This window comes from Clostridium sp. CM042 (genome assembly GCF_055080995.1).
In genome coordinates this window covers 2,261,926-2,276,990 of sequence record NZ_CM143646.1, presented here as the reverse complement: position 1 = coordinate 2,276,990, position 15,065 = coordinate 2,261,926, and the positions used below count along the sequence as shown (strand labels likewise).

Annotated in this window: 12 protein-coding genes and 1 pseudogene; 9 read left to right on the top strand and 4 right to left on the bottom strand. The window is 29.7% G+C overall.

Translation table 11 applies throughout. The annotated features are described in order from the left end of the window. Positions 1-179: 179 nt before the first annotated feature. Positions 180-860, top strand: a complete 681-nt coding sequence (locus tag ACWJJ7_RS10785; RefSeq protein WP_165412925.1) for a pseudouridine synthase — start codon at positions 180-182, stop codon at positions 858-860. 125 nt (positions 861-985) lie between these two features. Here ACWJJ7_RS10785 and ACWJJ7_RS10780 read toward each other — a convergent pair whose 3' ends face one another. Then, positions 986-1,306 carry a DUF1540 domain-containing protein gene (locus tag ACWJJ7_RS10780; RefSeq protein WP_462962141.1) on the bottom strand — a complete coding sequence of 107 codons (321 nt, stop codon included), beginning with the start codon at positions 1,304-1,306 and terminating at the stop codon, positions 986-988. Positions 1,307-1,931: 625 nt separating this feature from the next. Between ACWJJ7_RS10780 and ACWJJ7_RS10775 the strand changes: the two genes are divergently transcribed. Continuing rightward, entirely contained in the window at positions 1,932-3,572 is a 1,641-nt protein-coding gene (locus ACWJJ7_RS10775; protein ID WP_462962140.1) for a family 14 glycosylhydrolase, read from the top strand. Positions 3,573-4,216: 644 nt separating this feature from the next. Next, complete coding sequence (locus ACWJJ7_RS10770; RefSeq protein ID WP_462962139.1) at positions 4,217-4,663, top strand: hypothetical protein; 447 nt, start codon at positions 4,217-4,219, stop codon at positions 4,661-4,663. Positions 4,664-4,731: 68 nt separating this feature from the next. On the opposite strand, the gene ACWJJ7_RS10765 is transcribed toward ACWJJ7_RS10770, so the two are convergent. Then, a complete protein-coding gene (locus ACWJJ7_RS10765) occupies positions 4,732-5,508 on the bottom strand; it encodes a 3'-5' exonuclease (protein ID WP_462962138.1) in 777 nt (258 codons plus the stop codon). Between the two features lie 383 nt (positions 5,509-5,891). Between ACWJJ7_RS10765 and ACWJJ7_RS10760 the strand changes: the two genes are divergently transcribed. Beyond that, the gene (locus ACWJJ7_RS10760) at positions 5,892-8,054 is read left to right on the top strand and encodes a DNA topoisomerase III (protein WP_462962137.1); all 2,163 of its coding nucleotides are present in this window, start codon (positions 5,892-5,894) and stop codon (positions 8,052-8,054) included. Between the two features lie 168 nt (positions 8,055-8,222). Here the strand turns inward: ACWJJ7_RS10760 and ACWJJ7_RS10755 are convergent, their stop codons facing one another. Next, positions 8,223-8,426 carry a helix-turn-helix transcriptional regulator gene (locus ACWJJ7_RS10755; RefSeq protein ID WP_462962136.1) on the bottom strand — a complete coding sequence of 68 codons (204 nt, stop codon included), beginning with the start codon at positions 8,424-8,426 and terminating at the stop codon, positions 8,223-8,225. On the opposite strand from ACWJJ7_RS10755, the pseudogene ACWJJ7_RS10750 reads away from it, so the two are divergent. The 5 genes and pseudogenes from ACWJJ7_RS10750 to ACWJJ7_RS10730 form a co-directional block, all read left to right on the top strand. Further along, a pseudogene (locus tag ACWJJ7_RS10750) lies at positions 8,391-10,385 on the top strand (peptidase domain-containing ABC transporter); the annotation flags it as partial. The gene ACWJJ7_RS10755 and the pseudogene ACWJJ7_RS10750 sit on opposite strands and share 36 nt — an antisense overlap. Beyond that, the gene (locus tag ACWJJ7_RS10745; RefSeq protein ID WP_462962135.1) at positions 10,375-11,337 is read left to right on the top strand and encodes a biotin/lipoyl-binding protein; all 963 of its coding nucleotides are present in this window, start codon (positions 10,375-10,377) and stop codon (positions 11,335-11,337) included. The pseudogene ACWJJ7_RS10750 and the gene ACWJJ7_RS10745, both read left to right, overlap by 11 nt. Positions 11,338-11,440: 103 nt before the next feature. Next, positions 11,441-11,569 carry a hypothetical protein gene (locus tag ACWJJ7_RS10740; protein WP_462962134.1) on the top strand — a complete coding sequence of 43 codons (129 nt, stop codon included), beginning with the start codon at positions 11,441-11,443 and terminating at the stop codon, positions 11,567-11,569. A gap of 47 nt (positions 11,570-11,616) precedes the next feature. Beyond that, positions 11,617-12,108: a CPBP family glutamic-type intramembrane protease gene (locus tag ACWJJ7_RS10735; protein WP_462962133.1), complete on the top strand. Its 492-nt coding sequence runs from the start codon at positions 11,617-11,619 to the stop codon at positions 12,106-12,108. A gap of 113 nt (positions 12,109-12,221) precedes the next feature. Further along, complete coding sequence (locus tag ACWJJ7_RS10730; protein ID WP_462962132.1) at positions 12,222-12,404, top strand: hypothetical protein; 183 nt, start codon at positions 12,222-12,224, stop codon at positions 12,402-12,404. A 1,111-nt stretch (positions 12,405-13,515) separates the two neighbouring features. On the opposite strand, the gene ACWJJ7_RS10725 is transcribed toward ACWJJ7_RS10730, so the two are convergent. After that, positions 13,516-14,958 (bottom strand): IS4 family transposase, encoded by a 1,443-nt coding sequence (locus ACWJJ7_RS10725; protein WP_462962131.1) that lies wholly within the window; start codon positions 14,956-14,958, stop codon positions 13,516-13,518. Positions 14,959-15,065: the final 107 nt, after the last annotated feature.

The window sequence follows — 15,065 nt, the reverse complement described above, 5'->3', positions numbered from 1 at the left end:
GGTATACAACAAGGAGGATAATAAATGAAAGAGATGCAGATAACAAATTGTAAAAATGGGAAAACAAAATAATTAACAATAAATAACTCATGAGCAATTTGCTCATGAGTTATATTTGGTATAATGATACAAAGAGATTAAATCATTTTAGATGACTAGTGAAAGGATAAAGATTTATTATGAGAATAAATAAACTTCTTAGCAATTATGGTATTTGCTCAAGAACTGATGTTAATAGACTTATAGATGAAAAAAGGATAATGGTAAATGGGAAGCTTTGCACCACCGGGCAGTGGGTAGAAAAAGAGGATAATATTCTTCTTGATAATGAGAATATTTCGATGAGAGAGAAGATTTATATTGCGCTAAATAAACCCGTGGGAATTACATGTACTGCAGAAAAAACAGTAGAAAGCAATATAATTAATTTCATGAACTATCCAGAATACATATTTCCAGTTGGTAGATTAGATAAGGCATCCCAAGGATTAATACTTATGACTAATGATGGCGATTTGGCAAATAATATTTTAGAATCTGAAAATGAACATGAGAAAGAATATATAGTAACTGTGAATAAGCATTTTGATGAATCTTTTCTCAAAGCAATGTCTGAGGGTGTTCAAATTTGTGGGGTTAAAACAAGACCTTGCAAAGTTATCGAAGTTAGCGATGATACTTTTCGTATTATTTTAACACAAGGACTAAATAAACAAATTCGTAGAATGAGCAAAACTTTTGGATATACAGTTGTAAGATTAGAACGAATTCGAATTATTAATATAAAAATTGATGAGACAGATATTGGCATGTGGCGTCACCTCACAGATAAAGAGGTAATAGAATTAAGGAATAGTTAAATCATCACCTGAGGTGCTGTATTAACGACTTCAGAAGGAGATTTATACTCCTTCTGAAATGTCGTTAAAAGGGTACCTTAGTAGAAATGTTAAGGTACCCTTTGTTTTTTATGAAAACTACTCAATTATGTGGTTTTAAAAGTCAAACAATCGGTTTCTGAATAGAGATTAACATTTTCGCCACTAACGTCTATAGATTTAGCATTACAGAGCTGATTAGAGTTATAGGTGCAAGTACATACATTACAAGCAATTACGTCGCATCCATTACTATTGGAATTAATGATATTTGTAAGAGAACTATAGGCAATACTATCTAAAAAAGAAGCACAACAAGTATCAGAATCTTTTTTAGCACTTTTTCCACCAACATTTATTATATTAGCATAACATGTTTTCTTATCATTATGGGAACAATTTGAAACGCTACAGTTGATTTTTGGCATTATATCTCCTCCTTAGTGTATCTACTAAGAAGTTTAACCAAAAGGAAGAGAAAATATTTATAGTAGGAGTTTTGTTTAAAATTTCTATTTGATAGATTTTTTAAAACAGTATGTTCCAGAGTTCACTTTCCTAGTATCATAATAGTTTATATATGAAATAATCCATACCAAAATTACCATCCAAATAAGTGATGCCATTTACTATATAATAATTATTATCCTAATATTCCTTGTCGTATAATTAAGCTTTTATTTAAGCCAAACTTTCGTATTAGAGCATAACCTAAAAGTTACAGTTTGTAGAAAATATATTTTCGATTACATCTTGAAGATTGTTGTATTTTCATATATAATCAGATTTAAGTTAAAAAATGTAATAATATACATATTATGAGATATAAAAAATTATTCGATTATAGGGAATATATACCTATTGTCGCTTGTTTTTTTATCATGAAAACGAGTGCAAAAGGTGCTTTTAAATATTTGATAGCTAGATTAATAAAGTTTTAACATGGCATTTTCTAATCTAATAAAGTAGCTTAAACCCTTGATATTGCAAGGATTTATATAAATAAAACAAAGATAGTGTTAACACTATCAAAAAATTGAAGGGGGAAAATTTATGAGATATGTTAATAAATCATTAAAAAGATATGGCAGCTTTGCTTTATCTTTAGTACTAGCTCTTAATTTAATGCTATCTTTTTCATTTAAAACGTCTGCATCAACTATACAGTCTGACTACAAGTCCTTTGTAATGGCTCCATTGGAAAAAATAACAGATTGGAATGCGTTCAAAAATCAATTAATAACCATTAAGAACAACGGAGTCTATGCCCTTACCACAGATGTGTGGTGGGGAGATGTTGAAAGTGCGGGTGACAACCAGTTTGACTGGAGTTACTATAAGACTTATGCAGATACTGTTCGTGCTGCAGGATTAAAGTGGGTGCCTATTATGTCCACTCACCAATGCGGTGGTTCTGTAGGGAACACAGTAAATATACCATTACCTTCATGGTTATGGAATAAAGATACTGCTGATAATATGCAGTTTAAGGATGAAAAAGGAAATTATGATAAGGAATCTCTTAGTCCATGGTGGTCTGGTACAGATAAACAGTATAATGAACTTTATGCGTCTTTTGCTGAAAACTTTAGCAGTTATAAAGATATTATAGCTAAAGTTTACCTTTCTGGTGGTCCATCAGGTGAATTAAGATTTCCTTCTTACAATCCATCATTAGGTTGGTCATATCCAGGTCGTGGATCTCTACAATGCTACAGTACAACAGCTAAAACAGATTTTCAAAATACGATGAAAACTAAATACGGCACTATTTCTGCAGTTAATAGTGCATGGAATGCAAGCCTAACAAGCTTTACACAAATTATGCCTCCAACAGATGGTGATAATTTCTTTATAGAGGGTTATAAGTCAACTTATGGTAAAGACTTTTTAACTTGGTATCAAAGTGTACTTGCAAAACACTTGTCGAATATAACGGGTATAGCACATAACGATTTTGATTCAGTTTTGGGTGTTAGAATAGGAGCGAAAATAGCAGGTATACACTGGTTAATGAATAGTCCTACTATGCCACATGCTGCAGAGTACGGTGCAGGTTATTATAATTACAGTACTTTACTTGACCAGTTTAAGACATCAAATGTAGATTTAACATTTACATGTCTTGAGATGGATGATTCAAACGCATATACTAGTCCATTCTATTCAGCTCCTAAAAGTCTCGTTATAAATATTGCCAATTTGGCTACATCAAAAGGTATAAGACACTTTGGAGAGAATGCACTAGCTATTTCTAATAATAATCAAGCGTATCAAAATGCTGCTGAAATGTTATTTAATTATAATTTCTCTGGCTTTACACTTTTGAGATTTGCAAATGTTGTTAACACCGATGGAACAGCTACTTCTGAAATGGCCCCTTTTGCAGATGCTTTAGTTATGAAGCCAGTTCCTGTAACCTTTACAGTGAATAACGTTAATCCAGGCAGTGGTCAAAATGTATACTTATGTGGAAGTGAATGGGAACTATCTAATTGGACTACAGGAGTATATCCTTTACCACTTACTAATAGTAATGGAAGGTACACAGGAACTACATATCTTGGTGAAGGTCGTACCTACCAATTTAAAGCAATAATGAAAGATGGTAGCAAAAATGTAACATGGGAAAGCGGCAACAGTCAATCTTATACTGTTCCTACAAGGGGAGGTTCCTATACCTGGAACTGGTAGATACAAAAGATTACCATTATAGGTTATATATAGTTTTGAAAGTAATGAATTTAAAAGTTTATTAAAATCCTAAAAGGGATCTGGGATTTCAGAGCCCTTTTAGGATACAGTCGACATACATGGTTTTTTTAAAAATAAATTTTAAGTTTATCGTAAAATTAAGAGCCACTACTCTAATAAATATGATATAATTAGAATAATGCAGTAAAATAAAAGTGTGTGTTTTAGAGAAAATTGAGTTGTTATTAGAAAATTAGGGAAATATTAAAGTTATATATAATTTTAAATCCCTTACAAGGCATATGAAAAAAATAGACTAGCGTGCTGACTGGTTATTTTTTTGAAGATGCCTAAATAGAAGAAAGAGGTGTCCTATCATAAAAAACGAAAATGAAAATAAAAAAGAAACTACTAAAGTAGAAATTAAATCAAACAAATACCAGACGCTAGAAGAAATTACATTTTTAAAAATAGTTAAAAAAGATAAAACAACCGTTGATTGTAAAATAGATACTGAAGATTTACAAAGGGTATTAGAAAAAGGTCGTTGGTTTGCAGAATGGAATAAAGATTTTAATAATTTCTTAGCACAAAACCTAGGTAGTTATTATATCGAAGAAAAGAAATATAGAAGAAAACAGAGTTTGCAGTCATTCATATTAGATGTTCATCCAAAAGCACCTGTAAGACATATCAATGGAGATACTCTAGATAATAGAAAATGCAACTTAGAAGTATATAATCAAAATTCAATTAATGATTATGAAGAATTAGATGAAGAAACTGTTGCTATAATATTAAGAGATAGATACGGTAAAGAAAAATCTAGGACTATAATCGATAAAGAGGATTTAAGCAGAGTGGTTAATAATAGTTATACATGGGTTCTCTTTAAGAAAGATACAGAACCTTATGCTGTAGCAAACACTCCTGAAGGAAAAATTTATCTAAATAGATTTATAATGGCTACAACTGAAGATATGGTTACTCATCCTATAAATCTTAATACATTAGATAATAGAAAAGCTAATTTAGAAAATAAAAAAGTTGATTTAGAATTTGCTAAACCAACTGAAGAAACAGAAGTTTAATCCAGCTCCGCAGGAGATGATTTAATAAGCATTGTAAAAGCAGTATAGAAGATAATTCTATACCGCTTTTATTTTTTGGCTATTGGGTTAGAAACAACTTGAAATTGATTTGTTTTTCCCATAATATAAGCTAGGTTTATTATAGATTTTTCGTCACCTGTCATTTCTCTCTTAAACATTTTTTCGAATTGCTTTATTAAATTATTATAATCAAGTTTGTAATTTTCAGTGCTAGGTCTGGTTAACTTTGTATGTTTATGTGGATCATATACCTTAGCTTTAATTCCTTTGTTATAAATTTTTTTGAAAACTTCTGCGGTGTAGTAAGCATCATTAAAAGCATTATGGAACGTACTTTCAATAGGCACGTCAAGAAGTTTCGCTGCGTTACCTAGCCCAATATTAATTCCTTTTTGGCAATTAAGCTCTTTAGAAGCGTAGGATTGAATGTCGATGTATTCTGTGGGTACAATCAAAGTATCTAATTCATGATATTCTATATTTCGAAATAATTCTTTTATATCTGCTACTCCCCATACACACAATATGCTTGAGTCAGCGTTTATAAATTCTAAAAACTCTTTGTACATTTCTTTAAAAGGTTTGCCTCTATCTAATTCATCCATTGTTATTCCAGTAAGTTCTTTTACAAAGGGATTGATTATAGTATATATTTCCGGTTTTACTAATACATCTAGAGCTCCAATAGTCTCAAAATTACCATTAAGCTTTACGGCGCCAATCTGAATTATTTCAAAAGGACATTTAGGATTTGTTATGTTTTTAGTATCTTTTGTGTAATTGTAGCCTTGATTAAATTCTAAGTCAAATATTATATAATTCATTTAATTACCTCTAAACTTATTTAATATTATAGTACATAACGATATATTATTATATCATGTAGTATATCATTTATAATAGTAAAAAACACCTCCACTGTTACGTTTTTAACGACATTTCAGAAGGAAAGTCTCTCACTTCTATAAGTGGTAGTATAAATCTCCTTCTGAAGTAGTTAATTCATCTTCTTTGAAATTGTATATAAAGTAGTTTATAATGAGTATAGTGGCGATATCATTTTTTAGTAAAAATTGGACATATGGCAACTAAGAGTATAATTATTAGTAGAAAAGATATCTATAAAAGAATAATTATCAATAAAATAAGTGAAATCAATCCGTGTAGTTTATGCTACACGTGATATATAAGAGAAGGAGTTTTATATATGGGAAAAATATTGGTGCTTGCAGAGAAACCCTCTGTAGGCCGTGAACTAGCGAAAGTTTTAAATTGCACTCAAGGTGGAAATGGGTATTTAATGGGATCAAAGTATATTGTAACTTGGGCACTAGGACATCTAGTAACACTTGCGGGTCCTGAGGATTATGATCAAAAATACAAGAGTTGGAAAATGGAAGATCTTCCTATGCTGCCAAAGGATCTAAAATTGGTAGTTATTAAAGAAACATCAAAGCAATATAAGATTGTACATGAACTTCTTAAGAGAGCTGATGTAGATGAACTCATTATTGCGACAGATTCAGGGCGTGAAGGAGAATTAGTGGCGCGTTGGATCATTCAAAAAGCAGGATTTAGAAAACCGATAAAGAGGTTATGGATCTCCTCCCAAACTGAAAAAGCGATAAAGGATGGATTTGCTAATCTTAAACCTGGAAAAGATTATGAAAACCTATTTTGGGCAGCGCAATCAAGAGCAGAGGCGGATTGGCTAATAGGCTTCAACGTCACTAGGGCATTAACTTGTAAATACAACGCTCAATTATCAGCAGGAAGAGTTCAAACACCAACTTTGGCACTTATTGTTGAAAGAGAAAACGAAATTAAAAAATTCATCCCAAAGGATTACTGGACAGTAAATGGTAAAGTGAATAATTTTACAGTTAATTGGTCAAGTAGAAATGGAGAAGCTCGTACATTTGATAAGCAAAAGGCAGAAGATATAGCTACTAAGGTAAATAATCAAATGGGAATCGTAGTAGAGCTAAATAAAGCATCTAAAAAAGAATTGCCTCCACTTGCGTATGATTTAACTGAGCTTCAAAGAGATGCAAATAGAAAATTTGGATTTTCAGCAAAACAAACTCTTAATATAATGCAGAAACTATATGAAAATCATAAGATATTATCTTATCCAAGAACAGACTCTAGGTACATTACTACAGATATAGTGGCTACGCTTATGGATAGATTAAAGAGTATAGCGATAGGACCATATGAGAAAGCTGCTAGAAGCATAATAAAAGGTAGAATACATACTACAAGTAGACTTGTGGATAATAGCAAGGTATCGGATCATCATGCTATAATTCCAACAGAGCAGCATGTAGATTTATCAAGCCTTAACAAAGAAGAAAAAAGCATTTATGACCTAGTTGTAAAAAGATTCTTAGAAGTTCTAAGTCCAGCTTTTGAGTATGAGCAAACTACTGTGAAAATAAATGTTAAGGGTGAGACATTTTCTGCAAAAGGAAAAATAGTTAAGTCAAAAGGCTGGAAAGAAATAAGCAGTTCTAGTGAAAATGAAGACAAAGATCAATCTCTACCACCGATAAATAAAGGTGAAGAAGTTAAACTTACTTTAGTTAAATTCGAGAATGAAAAGACAAAGCCACCAGCTAGATTTAATGAAGCAACATTACTTACAGCTATGGAGCACCCAGGGAAAAATATAGATGACAAGAGTTTAAGAGAAGCCTTGGATAACACCTCAGGACTTGGAACTCCAGCTACGAGGGCAGATGTTATTGAAAAATTATTCAACATCTTTTATATGGAGAGAAGGGGTAAAGAAATTTTTCCAACATCAAAAGGAATACAGCTAATAGGTTTAGTTCCTGAAGAATTAAAATCGCCTGAACTTACCGCTAAATGGGAAAAACAGCTTCAACTTATAAGCAAAGGAAAAGCTAATTCCATGAATTTCGTAAAAGATATGAGGGAGTATGCAGTGAAGCTTGTGAAGAACGTTGTAGCTTCAAGCGAAATATATAAGCATGACAACGTTACAAGAGTTAAATGTCCTGAGTGTAGTAAATATCTCCTTGAAGTTAACGGCAAAAGGGGAAAGATGCTCGTATGCCCAGATAGGGAATGTGGATATCGTAAGGGTGTATCACAGGTTTCTAATGCACGTTGCCCAACTTGTCACAAGAAAATGGAGATTAGAGGGGATGGAGACAATAAAATTTTCACTTGTGGTTGTGGCTACAGAGAAAAACTATCAGCCTTTAACAAACGTCGAGATTCAGAAAAAAGTGCTTTAAATAAAAAAGATGTTAATAAATTTTTAAATCAGCAGAATAAAGAAGATGAAGGAACTGGTAATTCTGCAATGGCTGAGGCTTTTGCTAAGTTTAATTTAAAATAGTAAAAAAGAACATAAGGTATAAGCGCTTTCATAAGTTGTTTGAAGATTTTACACCAATATTTAATCTGGATAAATAAAGAAAAGGAAGAGTCAGTAATGAGATTAGATTTGCTCATTACTGACTCTTTTTTTGTATAATAAAATTAAACGTAAAGATGAAAAAAATTACTACTTAAACAAATCCTCTATAGAAACTTTGAGGGCTTTAGCAATGGCTTTTATCTCATAATCTACTATTTCTTTTGAACAATTTTCGATTTTAGAAATCATAGGTCTATCGATATCAACACCTAAAACATTAAGTCTAGCAGTTAGGTCTTCTTGTGTAATGCCAGCATTATTTCTAAATTCCCACTCCCTGCTATAGCCCATGTCATAGTGGACGGAATGTTAACTCATTATATATATAGTTATACATAAAATAACTAATAAGGAAATTATCGTGGCAGACCCGGCAAAAGGGATTGTTAAATACACACCGGAAAATTTTTTCGAGATTTGGACTGGAGTACTTCTTATAATGACGCTAACAGTTAAATGCCAAACGGGAAATGAATTGAAAGGTATGTTTTTAAAATTTTTCGACTTGATAAAACCACAAAAATCGCTATTAGTTAATATCTTTTTAGCATCAATTTTAATAACTATTTTTGGGATTTTAGGATCATTTCATTTTAAAATATTATTAGATGATATAGTACCGAATAATTTGACTAAGTCATTACATATTTTTTCAATAGGTTTAATGATATTGACTATGTTTCATGTCATTACGGAGGCATTTAGAACACAACTATTAATTCATTTAGGACAAAGGTTAGATATTCCTTTGATACTTGGATATTCCGAACATGTAATTAATTTACCAATAAATTTCTTTGGAACTAGAGAAGTTGGTGAAATTATATCAAGGCTTAATGATGCATCAAAAATAACAGATGCTATTTCAGGAGTAACACTTACTATGATGATAGATGTTTTCATGGTTATTATAGGTGGCGGAATATTATATTCTCAAAGCTCATTATTATTTAGAATCACTTTAGTACCATTAATTTTATATGGAATAATAGTTTTTTTATTTAAGAGTAACCTTGAAAAAGTTAATAGAGAAACTATGGAGAGTAATGCACAATTAACATCATATTTAGTTCAATCATTAAATGGAATAGAAACAGTAAAAGCTTTTAATGCTGAAAGAGAAGTCAATTTAGAAACAGAAAAAAGATTTGTAAAACTAATTAAATTGTATTTAGGAATGGATATATAAATAATTTTCAAGGGTCTTTAAAAAGTTTAGTTAAAGGTGTCTTTGCAATTGCAATACTTTGGATTGGAACAGTGCAAGTATTAAGTGGTAAAATAAGTTTTGGAGAATTATTAACTTTTAATGCATTATTAGCATATTTCTTAGAACCAATAGAAAATATAATTAACCTACAACCAACTGTACAGACTGCACTAGTTGCAGCAGAAAGACTTTCAGAAATATTACATTTAACATTAGAGAAATCAGTTAATGAAAGCAAAAAAATAACTCCTGAAACATTAAAGGGTGAAATAGAGTTTAAAAACCTAGATTTTAGATATGGTACAAGAAGGCTTATATTAAAAAATATAAACCTAAAGATTAAACAGGGAGAGAAGATTGCTTTGGTAGGCGAGAGTGGCTCAGGAAAAACGACTTTAGTAAAATTATTAATGAACTTTTACCAGTGTGAAAAAGGTGAATTAACTATAAATGGATATAATATTAAAGATATTAATATTGAATCATTAAGAGATAACATAGCATATATATCACAGGAAACTTTTTTGTTTAGTGGGACAATAACAGAAAACTTATCACTTGGCAGTCCATATTTAACTTATGACGAAATTATAGCGGCTTGTAAAAAAGCTCAAATACATGATTTTATAAATTCACTACCTTTTAGATACAATTTGTTAGTTGAAGAAAATGGATCGAATTTTTCGGGTGGACAAAAACAAAGATTATCAATAGCAAGGGCAATACTTCGAAAGCCTCAAATACTTATTATGGATGAGGCAACAAGTAATTTAGATTCAATAACAGAAAAAGCTATTGAAAAAACAGTACATGAATTTAGTAAAGATATAACAACAATAATAGTTGCTCATAGACTAAGCACTATTATGAGATGTGATACTATCTATATTTTAGAAAAAGGTAAAATTATAGAAAAAGGTTCCCATAATGAACTTATCAGGCTAAAAGGTAAGTATTATATTTTATGGAGAGATCAACTTCCTGATAGTTCTGAATGTGGAATGCTAATACCTAAGGAGGTTGAGTCTATTGAATTTTAAAATAGAAAACATGGAAGACCTTAGTGATAGTAGACAAGTAATGGAGACAGCCCCTCATAAATTTACAAGTATATTTATTTATATATTATTAGTATCAGTGTTTAGTTTTTTATTATGGGCTTGGTTTAGTGAAAAAGAGGTTGTGGTTAAGATATCAGGAATTGTAAAACCAAACAAACAAACGTATACGGTTTCTAACCAGGTTTCAGGCACTGTTAAAAAAATAATGATGAAAAACGGACAAACTGTAAAAAAAGGAGATTTGATTTATACCATAGAGGATACTCAATTACAAAGTCAAAAAAACAAGTTAGAAGAACAAAAAACATATCTAGATAAAAATGTAGATAATTTAGTGAAATTTAATAAAAGCATAGAAGGTGATACTAATTATTTTAGCAATAGTAAAAATGAAAAGGAATATTATTATAAATATAAAAATTATGAAGCTGGAAACAAGATAACAATTGAAGATAAGAATAGTTTAAAAGCATCTAAAAATAATTTAATTAATAAAATAGATGGTTTAAAAACGCTAAATAAATCTATAGATGATAATAAAAATTATAATAAAGAAGGTAGCGTTTTTAACGAACAGTTTAATAATAATCAAATTTCAAAAAAAACAATAGAAGATAAAATAGTGCAATTAGAAAAAAGTAAAGAGGAACTGAAAAATAAAAATTCACCTGATGAACAGATAGTACAAGTTAATGCTGAAATCGAAAATAGTAAAAATGAATTAGCAAAACTAAATAGTGATATTAAGTTACAAATACATATTTCACTTGATGAACTGAATTTACAGATTAAAAACATCGATAGTAATATAACTAAATTTGATGAAGGTGTAAATTTATCAAAAGAAAAAAATAAAATATCTTTATTAGCTCAAATGGAAGAACAAAAAAACTTAAATAATGAAAATTTAAAAGAGATAGATTTAAATTAAAAGACGTTGATGAAGGTATTAATAGCTAATATTCGTTATTTATAGGTAAAGTTTCAGCATCATTAATCTTAGAAAAACTAGGCTTCTATTCAAAAAAAATAGTATGGCAAAAGATTTAAGGGAAATGGGTAAAATAGAAAAAACAAGATATATATTGGAATATACATCTGATAAAATTTATGCCTATGAAAAAATCAAGTTAAAGATTATAATGTTTTCAATCGTTTTTTAAAACAAAGATAGTGTTTACACTATCTTTAAAAAACTAGGAGGAATTTCATGAAATTTATTAAAAAAGCAGATGAATTTTTAATAAATTTATCTACTCTTAAATTTATTATTACTATTACATTTTGTACGTTTCTTGTATCACTTGCATTTGGTTCCTTAGTTTCTATTTTAAACGTCCCAATTTCTGACACTGATGTAGCGGTATCAAATAGTTCTTTTATTGGAGTATTCATTGTAACAATAATAATTGCCCCTTTAATTGAAACTTTAATATTCCAATATGCTATTATAAAATATTCAAGGAAACTTAATGTATTAAAAAATCGCAATTCAATTATAATTTTAATATCCGCTATACTCTTTGGATTGGCTCATACATATAATTTACAATATGTAATTCACACGTTTTTTATTGGTATATTATTTGCATATTCTTTTTCTATTTATGAAAAAAAAGAATCATCACCTTTTTGGACTGTGTGTGCAATCCATAGTTTAAGAAATCTTACTATATTTAGCTTGCTTTATATAATTGGATAAGTTTGAAAATTCATTTTCAAGAGTATTCTAACAATAAGAAAGACTTTCCGTCAAGAAATGTCGTTTAAAAAAAAAATAGACTTAAGATAATAATGTTGAAAGGGGTGTTTGTATTGAATTTCATTTTAACTTTTGTATGCGTACACATTCTATATGCCATTACAGGGTTTAATTATTCTATTTCAAAAAACTTTTTAAGTATAAAAACATTAATTGATTTAGCTATATGGATTATAGTTTATGTAACAGTCTCATTTTTAATGAAACTGTATAGCAAAAAAAATAAAGAACATTAGACAATTAGTGAATAGTTAGTTACTTATCCTTTTAAAATTTTATTTTTATAGTATAAAAACTAATCAAAAGAAAGTATCTTAAAAACAAATAATATAGAGATATATCCTGCATATATAGCTGTTTTGTAAATTATATTGATAAATGTATTACCAAATCCTATCATGCTCACAATATAAACAACCAAACATATTGCCATATTCATAACAATAACGTTCCAATGACATTTTATATGGTAGCACTTTTGTGCAACTATATATATAGCTATAGACGAAAATAAATATGCTACTAGAGTTGTAAACGCTGCTGCACACATCCCATACTGGGGTAGTAACCGCGAAACGCGGATTTTATACGTTAAGACATTTGTTACCAAAATGGTGATATATTTAAGGCAAATATTAAATATGCCAGTGTTAATTTAATGTTTTTCTCGAAGATTTTATATTAGCTAATAAATATTCTTATTACTATTTTAGTTAGCGTTATCAATACTATAATTGTACTTTAACTAACTTGTTATGAGCAAAAAAATAAGAGTTTTATCATTTAGTGATTAAACCCTAGATATATCAATGATTTACACTGATGTTATATATATTTTCGAGTTAGAACTATTTAGTATTAATTCTAAGACAGAATGTTTTGATAAAATATATTTTTGGTAATAACTGTCTTAACGTATATTTTCCGCGTTTTGCGAGCACTACCCCATATTGTAAACTTGAAAATAGAACACAAGTGAGAGTTGGACTCAATATTCAAATATTGTACATCAACCCAAAAGGCAGCAATGCCCTTTTTCTTTTTCTTAGATTGATGATAAACTCCTTTTCAATAGATATGTTGGATTAGCATTGTTATTAGTTAGTTTTAAGCTGTTTTTTATTCCCGTTGGTGCGATTCAGAGAAATGTTGGCGAGACCCCATAGCCATCAAGCTAAGCCACATTAAATAATATTGGATTATCACCAACTACAATATTTTACCATTAATTTTTCATTTGTGAATTTAAATGGTGTATTTTAAGTGCATACTAGTATTCAAATAATTTCATGGCACGCCAAAAAAACCACTATATAGTGGGAATATTCGCAATTTTGTTAAATTGGTTTATGCTGCAACTTTAGCCTGCGATGATGTTAATTTATAACAAACTCCAAGAATATCAAAAACAGTTTTCTTATCCTTTTTATGAGATTTCAGACCATTCCTAACTACATTTTCAAATATTAATTTTAAGGTATTAAAAACTTTATTAGGGAATTTGATAAACTCAAAATATAGACTATCAATATATTCATGAACTATTTCACAAGTCTTAATTTCACTGGCTTCAAGGCCTTTATTTTCTAATGCTAAAGTCCTCATTTTAAACATTACAGCAGAACTTATGAGTAGCAAAATAAGTTTTCCATAAAGCTGACATTGAAACCGTTCTATTTTAACTAACTTTACAACATGTATACTAAATATGGATTTCCACGTTTTAAAAATTATTTCCACCTGCCATCTTAAGCTGTAAAACTCATGAACCTGTTTTGCGCTTAAAACTTCTTCTGTAATATTGGTTATATAAATAGATATTCCTAATAATTCAATAGTATTATCACTTTTTTCTATGCCCTTCTTTTTAGCATTCTTCACAGACTTTTCTGTTCTTTTTTTTAATTGATCATTTGTTAGTTTATATAAAATAAGCCTTGTTTTTAGCGTCTTTTCCTTACCTACATAGACATCCTTAATTTCATAACGGTCACCCTCGCCCATCTGTTTCATTATGTCAGAAATGTAGATTCTTTTAAAAAAGCTTGATTTTTTAGGGGAACCATTCTTATAGTACTCTATATCCTTATTTTCTATATATACTGCTATATTAGGTTTGAGTCTTGATATGTAAAATGCTTCTCTATCTTCTATATCCAAAAAATCTTCAAAATTGAAGTATCCAAGATCTCTTAAAATAAGATCACCAGATTTGATAGTATCTCTTATTTTGCTCCCAAAAGTATTGTCACTTCCCGAACCAGCTCCTACTTGTACATTAAGAAGATTTCCAGATTTCAATTCATATTCTAGTTGTATTTTTACACCTGAAGCTTGAGAGCAGCCGCCAGACCCAGGATAAATATCTTTATAGCTTTCCGGTACTTGAAAAGCAGTAGAATCAAGTATTCTTATTCGTTTGTAATGTTCATCCCATACACTTGGTATACAAGTATTATTCGTTATTGTTTGGAGCAACAGATTCTCAAAAATCTTCTTTAAAAATTCAACACATTTTTCATTTAAACGTTGATCTAATGCTTGATTAGAAATAATTATTCCTATTTTTGCACTAAGTTTTGTACATAAGGTAACAAGTGTATTATTCGCAACCTCTGCATCCATAAAACAGCATAAGCAAATGAATTCCCATGCGCAAATCTTACCTTTTCTTTTCACAAAACCTGTTTCTCTCGCAATTTCTTCAATCTCCTCTTTTGAAAAACATCTTTTAATTTCAGCTGCAAAATGTTTCATATCTTTATCCAATTTTAAGTTTTCTTCTATCATTTGTAAATTACCCCCATTGATGTGTTTTTATTATCTTTTAAATGATAACATTTTTACAAATGGGGGGTTTTATTTTTATAGAATTCTCTTAGCTTGATGGCTATGTG

Excerpts from the sequence above, each read along its gene's own strand:
- ACWJJ7_RS10775 (WP_462962140.1), top strand. The coding sequence starts at position 1,932 with ATGAGATATGTTAATAAATCATTAAAAAGATATGGCAGCTTTGCTTTA.
- ACWJJ7_RS10765 (WP_462962138.1), bottom strand. The coding sequence starts at position 5,508 with ATGAATTATATAATATTTGACTTAGAATTTAATCAAGGCTACAATTAC.
- ACWJJ7_RS10735 (WP_462962133.1), top strand. The coding sequence starts at position 11,617 with ATGAAATTTATTAAAAAAGCAGATGAATTTTTAATAAATTTATCTACT.
- ACWJJ7_RS10785 (WP_165412925.1), top strand. The coding sequence starts at position 180 with ATGAGAATAAATAAACTTCTTAGCAATTATGGTATTTGCTCAAGAACT.
- ACWJJ7_RS10760 (WP_462962137.1), top strand. The coding sequence starts at position 5,892 with ATGGGAAAAATATTGGTGCTTGCAGAGAAACCCTCTGTAGGCCGTGAA.
- ACWJJ7_RS10780 (WP_462962141.1), bottom strand. The coding sequence starts at position 1,306 with ATGCCAAAAATCAACTGTAGCGTTTCAAATTGTTCCCATAATGATAAG.
- ACWJJ7_RS10725 (WP_462962131.1), bottom strand. The coding sequence starts at position 14,958 with ATGATAGAAGAAAACTTAAAATTGGATAAAGATATGAAACATTTTGCA.
- ACWJJ7_RS10755 (WP_462962136.1), bottom strand. The coding sequence starts at position 8,426 with ATGGGCTATAGCAGGGAGTGGGAATTTAGAAATAATGCTGGCATTACA.
- ACWJJ7_RS10740 (WP_462962134.1), top strand. The coding sequence starts at position 11,441 with ATGGCAAAAGATTTAAGGGAAATGGGTAAAATAGAAAAAACAAGATAT.